General features: G+C 38.3%; 1 protein-coding gene. It reads right to left on the bottom strand.

Annotated elements, in window-relative coordinates:
- A partial coding sequence (locus F7018_RS18650) for a hypothetical protein (protein WP_175578784.1) occupies window positions 1-483 on the bottom strand: 483 nt, incomplete at both ends.

The following is a 483-nucleotide window of genomic DNA, read 5'->3' as shown; positions in this document are numbered from 1 at the left end:
TGGTGTAGCTCCTACATCTGTAATCGTTACTGTATATGTATCTGCTACTGTTGGATTAAACACTAATGGATTTGTTGCCATCGCCGTTTGTGCAACTAAAGTTCCACTTACTGCTCCAACTACTTCATACTCGTAGTTTCCTGATCCTGATAATACATTTAAGCTTACTGCTGCTGCAGGTGTTCCTGAACAATCTAACTTCTTTGTCTCTGTTAATGAGAAATCTAAGTTTGGTGAAATTGTAACATTCGTTGGTGTTCCTGCATCACAACTATTAGAATCTCTTACATTAACTACATATAAAGCTCCACCTAAGTTTGTAAACGTATGCGTAGTTGCTGTTAATGTTTGACTCGCTACTACTGTTCCACCCACTGTTAAACTATAAACATAAGTTCCTGTTCCGCCTGCTGCTGTTACTGTAATACTTCCTCCTGTACTTGAATCACAAACATTGTCATTCTCAGCTACTGTGAATGTTAC

Origin of the sequence: Tenacibaculum aiptasiae (genome assembly GCF_008806755.1) — a bacterium.
Lineage (GTDB): Bacteria > Bacteroidota > Bacteroidia > Flavobacteriales > Flavobacteriaceae > Polaribacter > Polaribacter aiptasiae.
The sequence above is the reverse complement of the archived record's forward strand: the minus strand, read 5'-3'. Positions and strand labels throughout refer to the sequence as shown.